The organism is Pseudomonas sp. M5A4_2d (assembly GCF_053345295.1).
Window position 1 is genome coordinate 174410 of record NZ_JBKEZW010000001.1, and the last position, 16179, is coordinate 190588.

Consider the following 16179-nt stretch of genomic DNA (forward strand, 5'->3'; position numbering starts at 1 on the left):
AAGAGTAATGACAATTTTAACATTACGCAATTTGCCAGAAGTTTTTTTGATATTTGAAGCCGTAAAAGCCAAAAAAGGCAAGGTTGTATATAATAATAAAAACCTTGATTGTGGCTTGAGTGATTTGGAAATAATTTCTAGATATAACTATGTGACCATTGATACTGCACATCAGTCAGATGATTTTTTGGATAAGAAGCTTTTTTTTGCAGAGCGATATGGTGGAGATGGCATTTCTACAAATGGCGGAGGTGGACGCTGTGGCTTCGATGGGGCATTTCAATTAAAAGGATTGGGGCCTAATCAATTAGTAGGAGACAGACCTCGTGACACCTATGGAAACTCACACGCGAACGGTTTTCTATCATTAGATGTTGCTATTTACGAATATATTTGGGCTGAGATCATCAACGTTGCGCTCCCATATGGTGCAGTAAGATCTGTCGCTGTGATAGATTTGGAACTAGACTTCGAAGAGCCAGATCAAAAACTTCGCAGAGGGCTATTGGTTCGATTGCCTGCTGTAAGGCCTGCACATTTTATCCGAGCTCTTTACTTCAAGGAAGAAAAAAAAGGCTTGTTAAGTGAGGATGCACGGCGTGTGAAAGAGGCAATGCATAAATTAGTTTATTTTTTGCCCAAGCCAGCGGACAACATTAAGGCTGACACTTTGGAAGAGAAACTTTGCGCGGGTATTGTTGAGCTGGCGAGGCGCTATGCTGAGCAATTTTCTGCCGCTAAAGCTAAACGTATTTATCATCAAAGTATCAGTGCATCTAATATAACCCTGACGGGTGGATGGATGGATTTGGCAGGATCAACAGTGTTTTCAGAAAAAGTCTTGTGGGATGGCTTCGACATTAAGTACTTCACGTTAGAGTACGAGCCTGCAATTTCCAGTATTCAGGAGATGTGTTTTTATTTATCTAAGTACAATATAATACCAGAAAATGTTTCCTTTTCAATATTTGAGTCTGCAAAAGAAGCTTTTAGAACTCGATACGACAAAAGCTTACCTAAATACGAACTGGCTCAGGCAGGATTTCCTCTTGATGTTTTAGAAGAGATTTCAAGTGATGCTTTGTTTGTGGAGGCTTCTAAAGAGTTCAATAAAATATTGGCGTATGATGACTTCTCATTATCTGAAGTCTTATGTGATGGTTGGAGCGGTTACGAATATGGAGTTTGTAATCTTTACAAAAAATTACTCATGGGCAATGTATATCTGAATAAGGATATCTCTGGCTTGGCTTCAGACGAAGTGCAGAAAAAAGATAGTATTAGCCGTGCATATAATTATCTCGTAAACATTGCTTTAAACGCGGCTGCACCGTTGGGTGTAACCCGCAAAAGCCTAGTTAAACTTATGGTAATTAATATTCTCAGGTTGAATAGGTGTAACGCGTCGATCATAGATCTTAAAGATAAAATCAACAATATTCGCCAGTCTGACAAAGGCAATGAAGCCCGTTTATTATACGGCGAGCTATATGAAGATGTTAATTGCTCGGTATACATGGCTTATCAGCACAGCTCTAATCTTAGTACCTTATTCTGGAAAGATGTCTCTTCAGAGATTTACTATAATGCCATTAAGGATAATTTTGTTGTATACGAAAAAGGCATGAGCTCTCCAGTCTCTGGGACACTTTCCGAGCTTGAGGAAAATTTTTTATCTCTAAAAAAAGCCGTATTTTTCTATAAGGACGTTATGGAGTTTCTATATGAATAAAAGATATGAGTTATTCACGGTTTGCCGGACAGCTAGCCACATGCAAAAGGCCAATTCTTTAGGCTTTGCTCTTTGGATTGCAATGCAAAGTCATAGTTATTACATGTTCCGCCTGATCGACCTTAGGGTATGGATTGAGCCAGCTATACATCATGATCAAATAATGTTTTTTTTTGACATATTCGATAAGCCGATAGGGTATATAATATGGGCCAACTTTGCTCCAGACGTAGAGAAGCGGTTTTTAAATAATCCTGATTTTTTACTTCATGAGTCTGAGTGGGATGAGGGGAATAAGACGTGGATTCTAGATTGCTGCTTTCCGTTTGGAGGGGTACGTCATGCAATATGCAAGCTTAGAAATAAGCTTTTTTTGCAAAGCATTAGGAGAGTATCTTGGGTGCGTAGAAATCCTGATTATTCAATCAAAAAAGTTTTTGTATATGAAGGGCGTGAAGCTTAGAGTGGTCGATTGGATCTGAGTGCAACATGTTTATTAAATTGAGGTTGTGGATCATGCCGCATGCCTACGACCTCTTGTATCACTTGGCTCATTATTTCGATGAGGTATTGTTTGCGTGGCCGCATGTTAATCATACCAAGCTGAAGCGGACCCTCGTGGCCTGACCTCTACTTCTGATTAGCATTAAAATGAGGTGGATTGCCGGAATAAGACATAGGGGGAACGCCGTATCGAAAAAGTCAGGTATTGCACTCTATTTTTGCAACCGTCTATCTATGCTCCAGACCAGCGTAATACTACCCTTCGAGCGAGCTTGTCATGCCATCCTTGTTTATGGGGGTGGCAAATGCTGCTCATATAAAACCAAGCCCCATAGGTAACGCCGAAATAAAATAGCTTAAATACCGACCAGCGCACTGTTTTATGCTTGCAGTTTCCCAGCTTTCAGCATCCACTACTTAAAGTTTTAGGGCAAATTTTCCTGGTGTGGCCTGAAAGCGACGACATAAAATCACTGTCAAGACCGCCGGCACAACGACGCTGATTATTATATCCGCAGGCCCAAAGTACAATTTATCATAGCTGAAATACTCAAGACCATAAATCTTTATAAAAGTCGGCAAGGTAACTAGAGCAAAAAAATCGAGTTAATAAGTCTAGCTCCTGCTCTTGCCCAAAAAAACTGCATAGGGCTATTTTTTATTCGCAATTATAAACTCTTTGTTGTTTTGTATTTAAGGCACTTGGCAATGCCTAAACGGTTATTCTAGAGGCGAAGTGCCGCAATTTCAGAAAGCATGGTTATTTTTGTGCCATAACTAGTTTTCATGTTGGTGTTTGTGAAAAAAAGGAGGTCCCTCTAAAACCACTAGAAACAAATCGAGCCATTATAAAGTTTCTCTCCTGCCGTACTTCCCAGGCTATTTCCAAGAGCCTCTCCCGCCAACGCCCGCCTAGGGTCTGTACGAAAAGTTTGAACGAGTAAAATAGCTGCCATGAACAGGCTGGAGGCCCGTATGGCAAAGTGTTGCGAAATCCCCGGTATCGCATGGGATTTGGTTGCAGATATCTTTACTGAAACCCGCCGTACCGGGCGCCCTCGAGCCGATGATCGCCTGATGCTTAACGGCATCATCTGGGTACTCTGCTCTGGTGCAGCTTGGCGAGATATGCTCGAGCGATTCCGTCCTCGGTCAACGGTCTATCAATTATTTCGTGACTGGCGTAATAGCGAAGCGTTTGATCAGATGCTAAAACGGCTTCATATCCGGTTAAACGAGCAGGGGTTGATTGATCTTTAAACATAGATGCTCGATTCCACTGTCGTACGAGCAACCCGAGCCTCATCAGGTACAGGGAAAAAGGAGACCTGAAGAACTGCAAGATTATGCACTCGGGCGCAGCCGGGGTGGCCTGACGACAAAGATCCATATGCTGTGCGACGAGTGCCTCTTCGTTTTCTGTTGTCAGGCGGACAAGCCAGCGATATTGCCTATGCCAAACCGCTACTCGATGAGGCTTGCATTCCCAGCCTGCGGGGTCGCCCGCGCAAGCGCTGCCGATGGCTGCTGGCCTGCATGGGTTACGACGCTGAAGCTCTGCGTCAGTACTGTGATCGGCAGCACAACGTCATTGAGCGCATGTTCGGATGGCTGAAGGAGAGCTGCGGCATCGTTACGCGTTTCTACAAGCTCGCGAAAAGTTTTGAGGGAATGATCTCATTGGCTTGTGCCATGCCGTGTGTAAGGCAATACTTTCGTACTGAACCTGGTCCACACGCGAGTAACAGCAGAGCTATGGCATGCTGCCCGGGGGAGCTGTTCCAGAGAGCCCATGTGCGAATGGCTTTGTAGTGTTACTTGGTCAGATGTGGTTAAAACGAATGAGGGTGCAGTTTGCGCCATGCATAACTGTTCAGCTAGGTATAAGTCAGTTCTGTTTATCGATATTTTTCGAAAAACTGACTAACTAATCATGACGCCAATGCGTAAAATTTATGATTTTTACTTTTGGCGCCCTATTGTATCGAAGGCAATTTTAATCTTGTCATAAGGGCCTGTTAATATGATGCTGTTATCTCTTCTTGTTATTGATATTGATTCGGATTTGCAGCGAAAGAATGCGCTGAACAATTTTTTGTTTGGAATGTGTGTTCCATCCTCTGTTTTTTTATAGTTAATTAACTGCAAGTAGCTCTCAATTTCTAATTGGTCTATGTCAGAAGCTAATGTTAGCTTAGATAGGGCTTGGTCATAATACATTTTTTTTGCTAAAACTATTAGCGCCCCGGCAGTACCAGCTATAATTCCGCCAATTAAAGGCGAGGTAGTAATTTCTGCCTTTCTCATAACAAAAAAAACTACAGATATCATCAGAAATGTGAAAAAGGCTTTTTCAAGCAGAGCGCATAATTTTAGCGGGTCGCTCAATATTTGAACTATTATGGGAAGTTTATTTATTGATTTATTGGTCATGGCTTTTATCGCGCAGTAAAAAGTTACTATCAAATGTTGGCCTGCTGGCGTGTTCAGCGAGCTATGCAACACGCGCAGAGGTTTTTTTATTTTGAGGTGGGAGTCTGCGGAAAAAAAGAAGTCCCGCGGAATCCACTTAGATCTGCCTGCCGCCCAGCATTTCTTAATTCCTGATAGATCGCTTCTCCTGCAACAGCTCCTATCGCACTTCCAACCGCCGCGCCTCCTGTACTCATTCCAACTCGCCCCCCTATAATTGCACCCGCAGTAGCTCCGAGTGTGGCGCCGGCGTTTGATGCCATAGTCGTACCTGTATCCGCACCTGATACCTGTGCTATCTCGATAAGTGATAATTTTCTCATAGATAAATTTCCTTTTTATGTATAAAGAGTCATTTATGATTAAGGGATTTTCTTAAGTTTTTTCTCTGTAAAGAATTTCCTGCACGATAGCGAAGATTTATAGGTTATTAGTTTGCTGGCTTCATTAACGCCTTCAAAATTAACTTATGCTTTATAAACTACCGATAAAAATAACGGTATAGTGAAAAAGCGCTTCTGGCAACCCCCTACACGTGTAGTATTGCAATGCTAAGAATATTTTAGGCGCTGTCGAGGGTTAAGTAGGCCTTCAATAGCAATCTACCTGGTTACGACGTAACTAGGTTCTGTACGAAATCCGCCGAAACCAATTTGAATTCCATAGCCGTTGAGATTAAGTAAAGTCCGCGATCATCAAAGGCAGGAGCCCACGATGACCAAACGTTACGAACTCCCAGACGCAGCCTGTGATTTGGTTGCGGATATCTTCGACGAACCGCGCCGTAGCGGACGCCCGAGAACAGATGATCGCTTGATGCTCAACGGTGTGCTTTGGGTGATCTGTTCGGGTGCCGTCTGACGCGACATGCCCGAGCGTTTCGGCCCTTGGTCGGCGGTATATAAGCGTTTTCGTGAATGGCGCAATCGCGGATCGTTTGACCAGATGCTCAAGCGGCTTCACATCAAGCTCAGCGAACAAAGGTTAATCGATCTGGAGGCCTGGATGAATTACTCCACCGCAGTACGAGCAACCCGGACCTTTTCTGGTGCCGGAAAAAAAGGGGGCCTGAAGAGCCACAAGACCACGCGCTCGGGCGCAGGCGGGGTGGCCTGACCACCAAGATCCACATACTCTGCGATGCCAACGGCGTTCCGCTGAAGTTTCTTTTATCGGGCGGACAGGCCAGCGATATTGATTACGCCCAGCCGTTGCTCGATGAAGCGTAAATCCCAAGCTTGCGCAGGAGCCCCCGCAAACGCTGCCGATGTACGCAAGCCACGTATGTTGAAGTGGGTAAGTTAGTAGTCGGAGTCACCGGTGCATCTGTGGGCGGGAGCATTGGAGCAGGTGTCGGTATAGGCGCCTGTGCGATTGTTTTTGGCATACCTACAGCTGGTGCTGGAGCTTTGGCATGTGCAATCGTCGGCGGTGCTGCGGGTGGATTTGCCTTGGGCACGCTCGGAAGCGAGGGGTGGGGACATTGCGGGTAGGTTTCTCTACAAGAGTATGAGCGATTATTAGATGTCCCTAGAACTCATGATGTTGTGCTCATGTGTCCTGATGCTGCTCAGCATCCCGCTAACATTTTATGTAATGTTCAAAAAACTCGACGCAGCAGAGCGTTATGTGCAACACAGCGACTATGTAAACGGGCACAGGCACATTTTCCGTAATGCTCCATTTGAAGGTCGGCAGGTACGTGTAGTCGCTATGGCTGTCATCATTCTTATCCCCAAAGTGCTTCAGTGGCGGAATTTGGTAAGGGTTGAGGCCGTTGAAAAAATCCCCCGACATCTCAAGTTTTGGATGGTCATGCCGCCACTCGTTGCCATCATATCCATCACAGGTATGGCTATCAGTTGGTTTTTTATAGAAAACTAATCCTCCCTGAATACAGGCGACGCTCTGTCGCCCTTAATGCCTGTGCCGATGATGCACATCCGGAAAATGCGCATGGCTATGCCTCATCGGGCTATGAACATGCACATGACTATGCGGCTCAGCCGGGTCCCATTCAAACCCATGCTCATGCTGATGATGCTCGTCATGCACGTGCCGATGCCCATGCTCCGTCGCCTCGTGCAGATGCTCATGCGCATGCCGCTCCGTCAGGTGCAGCCACACACCCACGGCCATCAGCGCCGACGCAATCCAGAACGCCATGGTCACCGACTCGCCCATCACCAGCAACGCAACCGCGGCACCGAGGAACGGCGCGGTCGAAAAGTAGGCGCCGGTACGCGCACTGCCCAGACCGCGCAATGCCAGCACGAACATGACCAGGCTGATGCCATACCCCAGAAAGCCAACCAACAAGATAGGCGCCAGCTGCGCAACACCCGGAATCTGCGCCCCGAGATACAGCGCCAAACTGCAATTCACCACCCCGGCAATTAATCCCTTGGCGCCCGCAATAAACACCGCGTCCGACGCAGACACCTTGCGCGTCAGGTTGTTATCAATCCCCCAGCACAAACAGGCCACCGCCACGGCAAACGGCCCGGTCCAATCGTGGCTCGTGCCGCCACCGCCGGCCCCTGACAACACCACGCCGCCCAGCACGATTGCGAGCATGCCCAGGACGATGCGCCGGTCGGCGTTTTCTCTGAATACCAGCCAGGCGATAACGGCGGTCAGCACCGACTCAAGGTTGAGCATCAGGGAAGCGGTCGCGCCTGCTGTGCGAGTCAGGCCGAACATCAACGCGACCGGCCCGAGGATGCCGCCGAACGCGATGGCGCCGATCAGCCACGGCCATTCGGAACGGGTCAGCCCGCTGGGTTTCCAGCCGCGATCACGGATAAGGCGCACGCCGGCCAGGCCGATTCCGCTGCCGAGGTAGAGCAGGCCTGCGAGCAGCACGGGCGAGAGGCCCAGGCCGAGGCTTTTGGCGAGCGGCGTGCTGGCGCCGAAGAGGGCGGCAGCGGCAAGTGCGTACAGGATACTGAGGTTCATGGGCCATCCTCGAAGGTCAGGCCCATGATACGTCGCGCCCAGGGGTTAATGCCCTGGCGATTTTGACACGTTCACACTTATTGCGCGGTTTTCAGCTTGATCACATCACCCGAGATCTTGGTGGTGTAACCGCTCAATACCCATGCCCAGAACCAGTTTTCCTGCACTTGGGTGTTGATCAGCGCGTCGCCGCCTTTGGCTTTGATGGCTGCATCCTGAGCGCGCACAAAACGGCTGTTCTGGCCGATAGGGATAACCCCGAACAACATGATGCCGGTGGCGCTTGCTTCACTGTGGCCCAGAACGGTGTACTGGCTGCTGTCGTACTGCGGGGATTTGATGGCGGTGCCGGTGCAGCCTGCCAGTGCGAAACCGAGAACTGCTGCTGCAACCACTTTACTGACGTACTTCACTGTGTAACTCCATGGACTAACCCTCGCGATTCAATTCACGAGGGGGGCGACACTTTAAACGCGGCCAGGGCGGATTGAAATCAATCAGCCCACATTTTGATCTTCACGCTTGTACGTACACCCAAGCTGTCAGCCCGGAAGCCAGCGCGACCGAGACCCGCTTATAGTCGGACACTTCATACGCATCCGCCGCCGCCAGTTCCTGTTCGTTGATCTGAAAGACCATGCCTTCAACGCTGGCAGCCTTTTCTGTGGTCGGTGCGACAATCGGGTGGTGGGTCTTGCCGCTGGTGGCCAGCACTTCGGGGTCGGTGATTTCTACCCAGCTTTGTGAATAGCCCAGCATCGCGTCCTGCTGGCCGACTAATTCCCGGCCGAAGTTGGCGAGTTGCACGGCCTTGTCTTGCAAGGTGCCGTAGGAAAACAGCAGCACAGGAAATTGGGTGGAGTGTTCCATTTTGATTCCTTGGTGGGTCAGGCGAGTAAATCTTCGTAGAAGGCGCCGTACGGCTTGCTCGGGTGGGCGATCTGGATTTCCAGGATCCACAGTCCGGCATTCGGGTAGTGCTCGAAATCCCCCAGGTCGCCGCCACGGTGGATCGCGTGGGGAAAGTCGCTGACGCGGTGCCCTTTGATGTCGAGGTTCAGTTGCCAGCCCATGGCCTGGGCCTGCTCCTCGGCGTAGCGATAAAGCTCAAGGCCCACGGCCTGGTGGTTTTTCCAGCGTGATTGTACGCGGTCGAACAGCTCTTTGGCGGCGCTGGCGCAGGCGATCATCTGCGGGTCGTTGCCGGTGGTGAAGGTCGCACCGGCGTCGCCTTCGTGGCCTTGCCACACAGCGCCCATGTCGATGAAGAAGATATCGTGTTCACCCAGTACCGGGTCGCCGTCGGAGCGTTGCTTGAACGTCTTGAGGGTGTTGGCACCGAAACGCACCAGCAGCGGGTGCCAGATGCGTTGCATGTCGAGCTCGGTGAGCACCTGCTTGCCCAGCTCGCGCGCTTCGGATTCGAGCATGCCGGGGCGAATACGTTGGGCAAGGTGGTCGATGGCTTGCCAGGTCATGGCCTGGGCATACCGCATGGAGTCGATACTGTAGGCGGCGCCCACGGCTTCTTTGGGTTGTGCAGTCACCGGTTTTCCCTCGCGTTCAAGCTGTACTGGTCGCTATGCGTTTTACTATATAGCGATACGATTCAGAGCCCAACTCTGAAAACCCCGAAGAGCACCTGTGGGGCTGGCTTGCTTGCGATAGCGCGGGTTCAGCAAACAGTGATGCGGCCTGACCCTCCACCATCGCAGGCAAGCCAGCGCCCACTTTTTGACCGCGTTCGGTCAGTCAGAGATGCAGCCACGCCAGGCTGCCCAATATCACGGCCACGCCGCCAGCGGTGTATGACATCCGCTTCAACCACTCCTTACGCGTCAGCAACGTGATCGCCGCCAGCGAAATCGCGATCTGAATCGCCGTCATCGCCTGAGCCCATCGGTGATGCTGGTGCAGCGCCTCTTCGGACTTCTGATCCCAGTCCCGCGAAGTCGCCTCAAGCTTCTCGGCCTGCTTGCGCACTTCTTCCTTCTGGCCCTTGTAGCGTTCGATCTCATCCTTGTAATGCGCAGCATCCACACCGGGAATATGGGTGGCCAGTTCCGCCAGGTTTTGTCGGCTGGATTTGGCCTGGTAGTAGTTCCACTGGTTGGCGGCTTCGGTCTTGATGATGGCGGCGTTGTTTTTGTCCATTGCCGCTTCGCTTTCGGTCGAGCCGGCCTGGTAGCTGAGCATGGCGCCGAGGGTGGCCATCAGGGCGGTCATCACAGCGATGCGGCTGGCGAAATTGTCTCCACGGCCATGGGCGTGTTCGGTGGTGTGTTCGACGTGTTTTTCGTGGGGGCTGGGGACTTCGAAGGCTTCGGACATGGGGGCGTCTACGAACGGAATGAGGGAGTCTGATTCTTTACCAGTTCAGCTGTCTCAATCCTGTACGTAACGCTGTAAACCCTGCACCAGCGCATCAAATGTCACCCGGCAGCGCGGGCTGTTGCGCAGGTCTTCGTGCATGGTGACCCACGTGTCCATCTTGAACGCAAACGCGTCGGGCAGGACCCGGTGCAGGCGCGGGTCTTGCTTGGCCAGTTGCACCTGGCAGCCGCCGATACCGGCACCGGCGCGAATCAGCGCCAGTTGTGCCAGGTCGCTGTCGCTGCTGATGGCGAAGGTGCTGCGTTCAAAGCCTTTGATGGCCAGGCTGCGGATAAACGCGCTTTCCTGATCGAAGCCAATCACCGAGTGGCCGACCAGGTCTTGCATCTGAAGAGGGATGCCGTGCTGTTGCAGATAATCGTCGCGGGCGTGCAGGCCGACTTCGATCAGGCCGACGCGCCTTGCCAGCAATTGCTCCTGGCTCGGTCGGACCATACGCACAGCGATGTCGGCCTCCAGTTGCAGCAGGTCGATCAGGCGGTTGCTCAGGATCAGTTCAACCCGCAGGTGCGGGTGCTGGCGGCGCAACTGCGTGATGATCGGCGGCAACACTTCCACGCCGACCACTTCACTGGCGGAGATCCGCACCACGCCACGCACTTCATCGCCTTGGGCTGACGCGGCGCGCTCCAGGGCGGCGGCCGTGCGCTCCATGGTTTCGGCGTGGGCGCGCAAGGTGTGGGCCACCGCCGTCGGCAACAGCCCGGTGGGCGAGCGAGTAAACAGCACCACACCCAGCGCCAATTCCAGTGCAGCGATGTGCCGGCCGACCGTCGGCTGTGTGATGCCAAGCAGCCGCGCGGCCCCCGACAACGATCCTTCCTTCAGTACGCCGAGGAACGACCGGTAAAGCTCCCAACCAATATTCGCAGGCATGCATAAATGTATAGCGGCTCGATGCTCTTCGGCAATTTATCGATAGCCGAGCCCGCCACACAATGGCCTCACCAACCAACGTGGGAGAAGGTCATGAGCAAAGTTCTGGTACTGGGAGCGACGGGCGGGATCGGCGGCGAAGTGGCGCGGCAGATGAGTGCGGCAGGCTGGGAGGTGTGTGCGTTGACCCGGGATGTGGACAAGGCGCGCCGTGCGAATGCCGCCTTCTCCTGGCTCCAGGGCGATGCACTCAATCGCCAGGAAGTGCTCGCTGCCGCGCGTGGCTGTGCGGTGATCGTCCATGCGGTCAACCCGCCGGGCTATCGCAACTGGGCCGAGCAGGTGCTGCCAATGATCGACAACAGTATCGCGGCGGCCATCGCCGAGGGCGCGACCATCGTGTTGCCTGGCACGGTCTACAACTTCGGGCCGGATGCGTTTCCCGTGTTGCACGAAGACTCGCCTCAGCACCCGCAGACACGCAAAGGCGCGATTCGTGTGCAACTGGAGCAGCGTCTACAGGACGCTTCCCGCCAGGGCGCTCGGGTGGTGATCGTGCGCGCCGGAGATTTTTTCGGCGCCCGGGTGGCCAACAATTGGTTCGCCCAAGGCTTGGTCAAGCCCGGCAAACCGGTGCACGCCGTCAGCTACCCGGGCGCTCCCGGTGTGGCGCATCAATGGGCGTACCTGCCGGATGTGGCGCGCACGATGCTCGAGTTGATTGAGCGTCGGGCGACCCTTGATGCGTTCGCGCGCTTTCATATGGCTGGGCATATGGACACGGACGGCACGCAGATGGCCGAGGCGATCCAGCGCGTGGTGCTGCGCCGGACCGGCCATCAACCGCGCGTAGGTCGTTTCCCTTGGTGGTTGATGAAATTGGCAGCGCCCTTTGTCGTCACAGTCCGTGAGATGCAGGAAATGCGCTACCTGTGGCAAACCCCGTTGCGCCTGGATAACCAGCGCTTGCTGGATGCCTTGGGCCGTGAGCCGCACACGCCGCTGGAACAGGCGGTGGAGACTACCTTGGCCGACCTGGGGTGTTTGCCTGCGTCCGCCTGATCAAGTGCACATACACCGCCATGTTGATCAGCAACACCACGGCCCCGAGTACCCATTGAATGTTCGGGGTCAGCCCGGCCGGGTAGATCAGCGTGAGGATGTAATGCTCGACAAACCCGCCGCCATAACCGTCCTGTCCGGCGAGATGGCGGAACAGGTTTTCCCAACGGGTCAGCGGGCAGGGCAGGTGGAACACCTCGACGGCGACCCCCCAGGCCGCTGCGGGCAGGTGCAGCCACATGACAGGCCGCCACTTGAGGGCCAGCAATCCGCCGAACAGTACGAACAAGATGAAACACAGGTGAAACAGCACCAGGCTGTCGGCGGCTACGCGATAGAGCATGTTGGGATTCGCTTATAAGGTGGGCCAGTGTCAGGCGCCGAGTTCTTCTTGCGGGTAGGCGATCAACGCAGGCAGTTTTTTCGACATATTACTGCGATTGCCGTCATACACCTGCCACGCACTATGGATGATCCCGTCGCCCAATACTTCCACCCACTCGCCGCTTTGCAAATAGGGCGCGAGGCTGGAGCACCCAACATAGGCAAAGCCGAAGCCGTCCAGCGTGCCTGCTGCTGGGCAAGGCTACGTTGGGTTTTGCACGCACCCAGGTCAAGGGTGTTAAGCGCTGATTTTGAGGCGTGGGCTGAGATGACTGAAGGCGTGGACTTTGCGGAGTAAGGCGCGAGGGCGGGCTCAGGTTTGTGGCCGTGATGGTTGCTTGCAAGCAACCTGGGCCGTTATTGTGCTGAATCCTTTTAGTCCTCCCCCCAAGGTTCTGTTGTGATGAATGCACCGCGTACCGCAGTCGGCCCGATCAAGGCCGTGATTTTCGATATGGACGGGTTATTGCTGGATACCGAAGGCATCTACACCGAAGTCACGCAGATCATCGCCGAACGCTACGGCCGTACCTACGACTGGGGCATCAAGCAGCACATCATCGGTCGAGGCGCTCAGGACCTGGCCGATTACGTGGTCAAGGCGCTGGACTTGCCGATCACGCCAGCAGAGTTTCTCAGAATCCGTGAACCGCTGATGAGCGAGCGTTTTCCCAAGGCCTTGGGCATGCCCGGGGCCGAGGCGCTGGTGCGGCACTTGAGGGCGCATAACATTCCGATCGCGGTGGGCACCAGTTCGTCGCGCAATTCGTTTGGCCACAAGACCACCTTGCACCGTGAATGGTTTGGCCTGTTCGGCACCATCGTCACGGCCGATGACCCGGAAGTCGGCGCCGCGAAACCTGCGCCGGATATCTTCCTGACCGCTGCGCGTCGCCTGGGCGTCGCGCCGCAGGATTGCCTGGTGTTCGAGGACTCGCCGTTTGGTGTGACGGCCGCGAAAGCCGCCAACATGACCGCTATTGCCGTGCCCGATGAAGCCATGGCCGACAGCAAATACCAACATGCCGACCAGATCATCCGCAAACTCGCGGACTTCGATCTCGCCGCCTATGGCTTGCCACCTTTTCCCTGACTGAACAGGGTCAAAAATGTGGGAGCTGGCTTGCCTGCGATGGCGTCCTCAAGACCGCCGTCGCAGGCAGGCCAGCTCCCACAATGGGTTAGGCGCTGAAACCACCATCAATGGTCAGGCTTGCACCGGTGATATACCCCGCTTCCGGCCCGGCCAGGTAAGCCACAAAACTCGCTATCTCCTCCACGTGGCCATAACGCCCCACCGCCATCAACCCGATCAGCGTCTCGGCAAACTCACCGTTCGCGGGGTTCATATCGGTGTCCACCGGCCCCGGCTGCACGTTGTTAATGGTGATGCCGCGTGGCCCCAGGTCCCGTGCCAAACCTTTGGTCAGGCCCACCAGCGCCGCCTTGCTCATCGCGTAGGGGCCACCGCCGCCAAACGGCATACGTTCGGCATTGGTGCTGCCGATGTTGATCACGCGGCCGCCTTCACCCATGTGCTTGGCCGCTTCCTGAGTGGCGATAAACACGCTGCGCACATTGATCGCCAGGGTCTGGTCGAAGTCTTCCAGCTTGAAATCCTCCAGTGGCGCGATGGCCAATACACCGGCGTTGTTCACCAGGATATCCAGGCGCCCGAACGCTTCGACGGTGGCGTTGACCGCATTGCGAATCGCCGTGGCGTCAGCACTGTCGGCCTGAATCGCCAGGGCTTTACCGCCTGCGCTGATCACGACGTTCTGCAGTTCTTCGGCCTTGGCGGCCGAACTGACGTAAGTGAAGGCGACGGCTGCGCCTTGTGCGGCCAGGCGTTTTACGATCGCAGCGCCAATGCCGCGGGAACCGCCCTGGATCAAGGCGACTTTGCCGGTGAGGTTTTGTGTGGTCATGTCGATCTCCAAGTAGTTGATGGGCCGAGTATCGACCTCACCCACCCATGCCGGTAGACCGTGATTGCTATAGTCTGTGTAAACCAAAAGTTTAGAATGGCGCGATATGGAAAGCTTTGGCAGTATCGAATGCTTTGTGCGCAGTGCCGAAGGCGGCAGCTTCGCCGAAGCGGCCCGGCACCTGAGCCTGACGCCGGCGGCGGTCGGCAAGAGTGTCGCCAAGTTGGAAGCACGCCTCGGTGTTCGCCTGTTTCAACGCAGCACCCGGCGCCTGACCCTGACCGAAGCCGGCAAGCTGTTCCTCGAAGAAGTCAGCGGCAGCCTCATCACCATCCAGAACGCCGTGGCCAACCTGGCGAGCGCGGAAGGCCGCCCGGTGGGCACGCTCAAGGTCAGCATGGGCACGGTGTTCGGCAATCGTTATGTGGTGCCGTTACTGGTGGAGTTCATGCGGCGCTTTCCGGATATCAGCCCGGACTGGCATTTCGATAATCGCCAGGTGGACTTGATCGGCCAAGGCTTTGATGCGGCTATCGGCGGCGGTTTTGAACTGCCCCAGGGCGTGGTGGCGCGCAAGTTGGCACCTGCGCATCGAATACTGGTGGCCTCGCCGGCTTATCTGGAGCGGCGTCTGCCGGTAAGGGCGCCCGAAGATTTATCGCGTTGCCTGGGCATCCTGATCCGCTCTCCGCAAACCGGCCGCGTGCGCACCTGGCAGCTCACGGGCCCGGAGCGTGAGCAACGCCCGCTGGTGCTCAAGCCGCGCATGACCATGAGCGATTCCGAAGCCGCCTGCTGCGCCAGCGCCCAAGGCCTGGGGATTGCGCTGGTCAGCATGCCGATGGCCGTGCCGTTCCTCGACAGCGGCGCGGTGGTGCGGGTGTTGCCCGATTGGTACGTCGACGACGGCAACATCTCCATCTACTACGCCGAACACAAGCTGCTGCCCGGCAAGACTCGGGCGTTTGTGGACTTCATCATTGAGCAGTTTTCCGAAAAGGGCTTGGGGCAGCGGTTCAGCGCGATTTGACGACGGTTGCTCACGGAATCGCGGCCATCGCGGACAAGCCCGGCTCCCACAGTTGCTCGCATTCCAATGTGGGAGCCTGGCTTGCCCGCGATGCAGGCGACTCGGTCTACTGGCCCAACTTACCCGGCCAACCAATGACCTGCTTCGGCCTCGGCGTGGCATAGGTCCTGATCTTCGATGTCGACAACCCCAACCGAACCAGGGATTCGGCAATGGTCACCGCCGCCGTCACCCCATCCACCACCGGCACGCCGGTGCGCTGGCGAATTTGCTCATCCAGCCCGGCCATACCGCCGCAGCCCAGGCAGATCACTTCGGCCTTGTCCTCGCGGATCGCCAGTTCCGCCTGGCGCACGATGGCTTCCATGGCGGCCAGCGGGTCTTCTTCAAGCTCGAGCACTGCCATGCCACTGGCGCGTACCGAGGCGCAGCGTTGATACAGCCCGGCAAGTTTCAACCGGTCTTCGATCAACGGCACGGTACGGTCCAGGGTGGTCACCACCGAGTAGGCGTGGCCCAGGAACATCGCCGTGCTGGCCGCCGCCTCGGTGATGTCCACCACGGGTACATTCAACAATTCCTGCAAGCCTTCACGGCCATGTTCGCCATAGCCGGCCTGGATCACCGCATCAAACGGCTGATCGTAGGCCATTACCCGGTCCATCACGGCGATAGCGGCCAGGTAGCTTTCGAAATTGCCTTCCACCGATTCGGCGCCGAAATACGGCGTGAGGCCGATGATTTCTGTGCCGGGCGAGGCCACGGCCCGTGCCTGCTGGGCGATGGTTTCAGTGATGGATTCGGTGGTGTTGACGTTGACCACGAGGATGCGCATGGAA

At 54.6% G+C, this 16179-nt stretch carries 18 protein-coding genes and 2 pseudogenes; 8 read left to right on the forward strand and 12 right to left on the reverse strand.

Annotated features, from left to right (window positions below):
* Nucleotides 1–7: 7 nt before the first annotated feature.
* The 3 genes and pseudogenes from ACLBW8_RS00830 to ACLBW8_RS00840 all read left to right on the forward strand — a co-directional run.
* On the forward strand, nucleotides 8–1732 hold the full coding sequence (locus ACLBW8_RS00830; RefSeq protein WP_447804328.1) for a hypothetical protein: 1725 nt from the start codon (nucleotides 8–10) through the stop codon (nucleotides 1730–1732).
* A 40-nt stretch (nucleotides 1733–1772) separates the two neighbouring features.
* The gene (locus ACLBW8_RS00835) at nucleotides 1773–2195 is read left to right on the forward strand and encodes a toxin-activating lysine-acyltransferase (protein WP_447804329.1); all 423 of its coding nucleotides are present in this window, start codon (nucleotides 1773–1775) and stop codon (nucleotides 2193–2195) included.
* Nucleotides 2196–3211: 1016 nt separating this feature from the next.
* A pseudogene (locus ACLBW8_RS00840) lies at nucleotides 3212–3952 on the forward strand (IS5 family transposase); the annotation flags it as partial.
* Between the two features lie 246 nt (nucleotides 3953–4198).
* Here the strand turns inward: ACLBW8_RS00840 and ACLBW8_RS00845 are convergent.
* Both ACLBW8_RS00845 and ACLBW8_RS00850 read right to left on the reverse strand, forming a co-directional pair.
* Nucleotides 4199–4669, reverse strand: coding sequence for a hypothetical protein (locus ACLBW8_RS00845; RefSeq protein WP_447804330.1), 471 nt, complete (start codon nucleotides 4667–4669; stop codon nucleotides 4199–4201).
* 86 nt (nucleotides 4670–4755) lie between these two features.
* A complete protein-coding gene (locus ACLBW8_RS00850; RefSeq protein ID WP_447804331.1) occupies nucleotides 4756–5031 on the reverse strand; it encodes a hypothetical protein in 276 nt (91 codons plus the stop codon).
* 391 nt (nucleotides 5032–5422) lie between these two features.
* On the opposite strand from ACLBW8_RS00850, the pseudogene ACLBW8_RS00855 reads away from it, so the two are divergent.
* Nucleotides 5423–5934 (forward strand): annotated as a pseudogene (locus ACLBW8_RS00855) (IS5 family transposase); the annotation flags it as partial.
* A 337-nt stretch (nucleotides 5935–6271) separates the two neighbouring features.
* Entirely contained in the window at nucleotides 6272–6592 is a 321-nt protein-coding gene (locus ACLBW8_RS00860) for a hypothetical protein (protein ID WP_447804332.1), read from the forward strand.
* A 33-nt stretch (nucleotides 6593–6625) separates the two neighbouring features.
* Here ACLBW8_RS00860 and ACLBW8_RS00865 read toward each other — a convergent pair whose 3' ends face one another.
* The 6 genes from ACLBW8_RS00865 to ACLBW8_RS00890 all read right to left on the reverse strand — a co-directional run bounded on the left by ACLBW8_RS00865 (nucleotide 6626) and on the right by ACLBW8_RS00890 (nucleotide 10936).
* Complete coding sequence (locus ACLBW8_RS00865) at nucleotides 6626–7666, reverse strand: EamA family transporter (RefSeq protein ID WP_447804333.1); 1041 nt, start codon at nucleotides 7664–7666, stop codon at nucleotides 6626–6628.
* A gap of 77 nt (nucleotides 7667–7743) precedes the next feature.
* Entirely contained in the window at nucleotides 7744–8079 is a 336-nt protein-coding gene (locus tag ACLBW8_RS00870; RefSeq protein ID WP_010563783.1) for a hypothetical protein, read from the reverse strand.
* 103 nt (nucleotides 8080–8182) lie between these two features.
* A complete protein-coding gene (locus ACLBW8_RS00875) occupies nucleotides 8183–8536 on the reverse strand; it encodes a gamma-glutamylcyclotransferase family protein (protein ID WP_064453658.1) in 354 nt (117 codons plus the stop codon).
* Nucleotides 8537–8553: 17 nt separating this feature from the next.
* Nucleotides 8554–9213 (reverse strand): M24 family metallopeptidase, encoded by a 660-nt coding sequence (locus tag ACLBW8_RS00880; RefSeq protein ID WP_221295423.1) that lies wholly within the window; start codon nucleotides 9211–9213, stop codon nucleotides 8554–8556.
* Nucleotides 9214–9418: 205 nt separating this feature from the next.
* Nucleotides 9419–9997, reverse strand: coding sequence for a DUF4337 domain-containing protein (locus ACLBW8_RS00885; RefSeq protein ID WP_064453656.1), 579 nt, complete (start codon nucleotides 9995–9997; stop codon nucleotides 9419–9421).
* Between the two features lie 54 nt (nucleotides 9998–10051).
* Nucleotides 10052–10936 (reverse strand): LysR family transcriptional regulator, encoded by an 885-nt coding sequence (locus ACLBW8_RS00890; protein ID WP_064453655.1) that lies wholly within the window; start codon nucleotides 10934–10936, stop codon nucleotides 10052–10054.
* 93 nt (nucleotides 10937–11029) lie between these two features.
* On the opposite strand from ACLBW8_RS00890, the gene ACLBW8_RS00895 reads away from it, so the two are divergent.
* Nucleotides 11030–11998, forward strand: coding sequence for an NAD-dependent epimerase/dehydratase family protein (locus tag ACLBW8_RS00895; RefSeq protein ID WP_447804334.1), 969 nt, complete (start codon nucleotides 11030–11032; stop codon nucleotides 11996–11998).
* Here the strand turns inward: ACLBW8_RS00895 and ACLBW8_RS00900 are convergent.
* Both ACLBW8_RS00900 and ACLBW8_RS00905 read right to left on the reverse strand, forming a co-directional pair.
* The gene (locus tag ACLBW8_RS00900; protein ID WP_447804335.1) at nucleotides 11958–12341 is read right to left on the reverse strand and encodes a DUF2784 domain-containing protein; all 384 of its coding nucleotides are present in this window, start codon (nucleotides 12339–12341) and stop codon (nucleotides 11958–11960) included. The two genes, ACLBW8_RS00895 and ACLBW8_RS00900, sit on opposite strands and share 41 nt — an antisense overlap.
* A gap of 30 nt (nucleotides 12342–12371) precedes the next feature.
* A complete protein-coding gene (locus ACLBW8_RS00905) occupies nucleotides 12372–12512 on the reverse strand; it encodes a hypothetical protein (protein WP_447804336.1) in 141 nt (46 codons plus the stop codon).
* A 273-nt stretch (nucleotides 12513–12785) separates the two neighbouring features.
* On the opposite strand from ACLBW8_RS00905, the gene ACLBW8_RS00910 reads away from it, so the two are divergent.
* On the forward strand, nucleotides 12786–13475 hold the full coding sequence (locus ACLBW8_RS00910; RefSeq protein WP_128588244.1) for an HAD-IA family hydrolase: 690 nt from the start codon (nucleotides 12786–12788) through the stop codon (nucleotides 13473–13475).
* Nucleotides 13476–13563: 88 nt separating this feature from the next.
* Here ACLBW8_RS00910 and ACLBW8_RS00915 read toward each other — a convergent pair whose 3' ends face one another.
* A complete protein-coding gene (locus ACLBW8_RS00915) occupies nucleotides 13564–14310 on the reverse strand; it encodes a 3-oxoacyl-ACP reductase family protein (RefSeq protein ID WP_064453651.1) in 747 nt (248 codons plus the stop codon).
* A gap of 106 nt (nucleotides 14311–14416) precedes the next feature.
* Between ACLBW8_RS00915 and ACLBW8_RS00920 the strand changes: the two genes are divergently transcribed.
* Nucleotides 14417–15340, forward strand: coding sequence for a LysR family transcriptional regulator (locus ACLBW8_RS00920; protein ID WP_064453650.1), 924 nt, complete (start codon nucleotides 14417–14419; stop codon nucleotides 15338–15340).
* A gap of 106 nt (nucleotides 15341–15446) precedes the next feature.
* On the opposite strand, the gene ACLBW8_RS00925 is transcribed toward ACLBW8_RS00920, so the two are convergent.
* Nucleotides 15447–16175: an aspartate/glutamate racemase family protein gene (locus ACLBW8_RS00925; RefSeq protein WP_447804337.1), complete on the reverse strand. Its 729-nt coding sequence runs from the start codon at nucleotides 16173–16175 to the stop codon at nucleotides 15447–15449.
* Nucleotides 16176–16179 lie beyond the last annotated feature (4 nt).

Excerpts from the sequence above, each read along its gene's own strand:
- ACLBW8_RS00890 (WP_064453655.1), bottom strand. The coding sequence starts at position 10,936 with ATGCCTGCGAATATTGGTTGGGAGCTTTACCGGTCGTTCCTCGGCGTA.
- ACLBW8_RS00915 (WP_064453651.1), bottom strand. The coding sequence starts at position 14,310 with ATGACCACACAAAACCTCACCGGCAAAGTCGCCTTGATCCAGGGCGGT.
- ACLBW8_RS00920 (WP_064453650.1), top strand. The coding sequence starts at position 14,417 with ATGGAAAGCTTTGGCAGTATCGAATGCTTTGTGCGCAGTGCCGAAGGC.
- ACLBW8_RS00865 (WP_447804333.1), bottom strand. The coding sequence starts at position 7,666 with ATGAACCTCAGTATCCTGTACGCACTTGCCGCTGCCGCCCTCTTCGGC.
- ACLBW8_RS00860 (WP_447804332.1), top strand. The coding sequence starts at position 6,272 with ATGCTGCTCAGCATCCCGCTAACATTTTATGTAATGTTCAAAAAACTC.
- ACLBW8_RS00900 (WP_447804335.1), bottom strand. The coding sequence starts at position 12,341 with ATGCTCTATCGCGTAGCCGCCGACAGCCTGGTGCTGTTTCACCTGTGT.
- ACLBW8_RS00830 (WP_447804328.1), top strand. The coding sequence starts at position 8 with ATGACAATTTTAACATTACGCAATTTGCCAGAAGTTTTTTTGATATTT.
- ACLBW8_RS00895 (WP_447804334.1), top strand. The coding sequence starts at position 11,030 with ATGAGCAAAGTTCTGGTACTGGGAGCGACGGGCGGGATCGGCGGCGAA.
- ACLBW8_RS00925 (WP_447804337.1), bottom strand. The coding sequence starts at position 16,175 with ATGCGCATCCTCGTGGTCAACGTCAACACCACCGAATCCATCACTGAA.
- ACLBW8_RS00850 (WP_447804331.1), bottom strand. The coding sequence starts at position 5,031 with ATGAGAAAATTATCACTTATCGAGATAGCACAGGTATCAGGTGCGGAT.
- ACLBW8_RS00845 (WP_447804330.1), bottom strand. The coding sequence starts at position 4,669 with ATGACCAATAAATCAATAAATAAACTTCCCATAATAGTTCAAATATTG.
- ACLBW8_RS00835 (WP_447804329.1), top strand. The coding sequence starts at position 1,773 with ATGCAAAAGGCCAATTCTTTAGGCTTTGCTCTTTGGATTGCAATGCAA.
- ACLBW8_RS00875 (WP_064453658.1), bottom strand. The coding sequence starts at position 8,536 with ATGGAACACTCCACCCAATTTCCTGTGCTGCTGTTTTCCTACGGCACC.
- ACLBW8_RS00885 (WP_064453656.1), bottom strand. The coding sequence starts at position 9,997 with ATGTCCGAAGCCTTCGAAGTCCCCAGCCCCCACGAAAAACACGTCGAA.
- ACLBW8_RS00910 (WP_128588244.1), top strand. The coding sequence starts at position 12,786 with ATGAATGCACCGCGTACCGCAGTCGGCCCGATCAAGGCCGTGATTTTC.